General features: G+C 71.4%; 2 protein-coding genes. One reads left to right on the top strand and one right to left on the bottom strand.

Features of this window, described 5'->3' with window-relative positions:
• Window positions 1-111 precede the first annotated feature (111 nt).
• Window positions 112-1,167 carry a TIGR03842 family LLM class F420-dependent oxidoreductase gene (locus tag ACOV8S_RS05745; RefSeq protein WP_448316440.1) on the bottom strand — a complete coding sequence of 352 codons (1,056 nt, stop codon included), beginning with the start codon at window positions 1,165-1,167 and terminating at the stop codon, window positions 112-114.
• 164 nt (window positions 1,168-1,331) lie between these two features.
• Between ACOV8S_RS05745 and ACOV8S_RS05740 the strand changes: the two genes are divergently transcribed.
• Window positions 1,332-2,576: a YncE family protein gene (locus ACOV8S_RS05740; RefSeq protein WP_448316439.1), complete on the top strand. Its 1,245-nt coding sequence runs from the start codon at window positions 1,332-1,334 to the stop codon at window positions 2,574-2,576.
• Window positions 2,577-2,744 lie beyond the last annotated feature (168 nt).

Genomic DNA, 2,744 nt, shown 5'->3' with positions numbered 1-2,744 from the left:
GTGCTCGGAGGGGTCAGGGGCCGGGACGTGGGCGGGCGTGCGGGCGTGCCGGTGCGGGGAGGCGCGCCGGTGTGCGCCCCGCATCCGGCGTACCCGGAGGGCGACGCCCCGTCAAGCGCCGTCGCGTGCGGGGCCCTCGCCCGGTTCGCCGCCGAGGGCGGGGATGACATGCGCCCCGTACGCGTCGACGACCTTCTCCTGCGCGTCGTGCATGTCGTACACGGCGAACTGGTCGACGCCCAGGTCGCGCAGCGCGGTCAGCTTCTCGATGTGCCGTTCGACGGGGCCGAGGACGCAGAACCGGTCGACGATCTCGTCGGGGACGAAGGCCGTGTCCGGGTTCCCGGTGCGGCCGTGGTGGGCGTAGTCGTAGCCCTGGCGGGAGCGGACGTAGTCGGTGAGTTCGTGCGGCACCACCGAGCCGTCCGCGCCGTATCGGGAGACCAGGTCGGCCACGTGGTTGCCGACCATGCCGCCGAACCACCGGCACTGCTCGCGGGCGTGGGCGAGCGCCTCGGGCGAGTCGTCGTCGGTGACGTACGCGGGCGCGGCGACGCAGACGGTGATCTCCTCCGGGTCGCGCCCGGCCTCCCGGGCGGCCTGCCGGACGGCGTGGACCATGTACTCGGTGAGGTAGAGGTCGGCGAGCTGGAGGATGAAGCCGTCGGCCTTCTCGCCGGCCGTGCGCAGCGCCTTCGGGCCGTAGGCGGCCATCCAGACGGGCAGCCGGGAGCCGGGCCGCACCCACGGGATGCGGATGACGGTGCCGTCGCCGAGGTCGGTCTCCTCGCCGGAGGCGAGGGAGCGGATCACCCGCATCGCCTCGGCCACGGCGGCGAGGGTGTTGGGCCGGCGGCCGGCCACCCTCATCGCCGAGTCGCCGCGTCCGATGCCGCAGACCGTGCGGTCGCCGTGCATGTCGTTGAGGGTGGCGAAGGTGGAGGCGGTGACCTCCCAGGTGCGGGTGCCGGGGTTGGTGACCATCGGGCCGACGACCAGCCGCTCGGTCCACGCCAGGATCTGGCTGTGGATCACGAACGGCTCCTGCCACAGGACGGCGGAGTCGAAGGTCCAGCCGTGGGTGAAGCCGTTGCGCTCGGCGCGGCGCATCAGGTCGATGACGCGGTCGGCCGGGGGGTCGGTCTGCAGGACCAGTCCGAAGTCCATGGGGGCTCCTGGGGGACGAGGCGTGGCCGAAAGGGGAAGGCAGTGGCGTGCTCACGTCGACCAGGTATGTGCGAACTCTGGTTACCGGCCCGTAGGGCCATTACCTTACCCCCGGTAACAGCAACCCGGAGGAACAACCCGGTCCCGAGAGACAGGAGCACAGCGTGAGACTCAAGGTCGGACGTGGACGCGTGTTCTCCGCCCTGGCGGCCGCGACGGTGCTGGCCGTCACCGGTGCGGGGCAGGCAGGCGCTCAGGACGCGGACGCGCAGCAGCGCGAGGTGCTGTTCGTCGCGAACAACTGGGACGGCACCGCGAGCGTGCTGTCCTCCGACGCCCAGTTGTCGCCGGTCGGGAAGGTCGACCTGATCCCGGACAAGGACGAACGGCTGCGGGAGATCTACCTCAACCCGGTCCGCCTGGCCGGCTTCCTGGTCATCAGGGAGACCGCGGGCGAGGGCCACGACCAGTTCGCCGACGACATGTACTCCACGCCGGACGGTTCCGCGGTGGTGGTTTCCCGGCCGAGTTTCGCCGACGTGGTCTCCGTCTCGCTGACCACCGGCAAGATCAACTGGCGTTTCCAGGTGGACGGTTTCCGCGCGGACCACATGGCGGTCTCGCCGGACGGCAACCGGGTGGCGGTGTCGGCCTCCACCGGCAACAAGGTGCACGTGCTGGACATCCACACCGGCCGGCAGATCGGCAACTTCGCCACCGGGGACAAGCCGCACGAGAACGTCTTCACCCGCGACGGCAAGATCTGGAACATGTCCATCGGCGAGGTCAACAACGACCTGGACGCGCCCTGGATGGACTTCCTCAAGGGTGACCGGAAGATCACGGTCGCCGACGCCGAGACGCTCAAGGTGGTCCGCACCATCGACATGCGCCAGCGACTGGACGCGGCCGGCTACGGCTCCTACTCGGACGCGGTCCGCCCGGCGGCCTTCAGCCCGGACGAGTCGAAGCTCTACTTCCAGGTGTCGTTCTTCAACGGCTTCTTCGAGTACGACGTGGCCACCGACAAGATCACCCGGATGAAGACGCTGCCGAAGAACCCGGCGACCTCCGACGAGCGGACCTCCTTCGTCAACGACTCCCGGCACCACGGGCTGACCATGCAGCCGAGCGGTCAGAACCTGTGCGTCGCGGGCACGATGGACGACTACGCGACGATCGTGAACCGCACGACCCTGCAGCAGGGGCCGCTGGTCCCGGTCTCCAAGCCGTACTGGTCCACCGTCACGGGCGACGGCGCGGCGTGCGTGGTCTCCGAGTCGGGCGCCGACAAGGTCACCTCGATCTCCTTCGCCACCGGCCAGAAGATCACGTCCACCCCGGTGGGCGACCACCCGCAACGGGTCCGGCTGGGCACGGTCCCGCAGGGCTGGACCGGCGTCGGCTGACCCCCACGCCCTCGGCTCTCCGCCCGGCGGCGGCCGCCGCCCCGGCCGCACCCGCGTGCGGGGCGCTGCCGGGCGGTCGCCGGGCGGGGCTGCGTGTCCGTGGGGCGTGACGGAGCGTCCGCCGGGTTCGGCCGGTCCTGCGCCGGGCGGGGCCGCGGGGGCGTGCCG

The sequence above is a fragment of the Streptomyces sp. CO7 genome (assembly GCF_053474865.1).
This window is presented reverse-complemented; position numbering and strand designations above follow the sequence as displayed.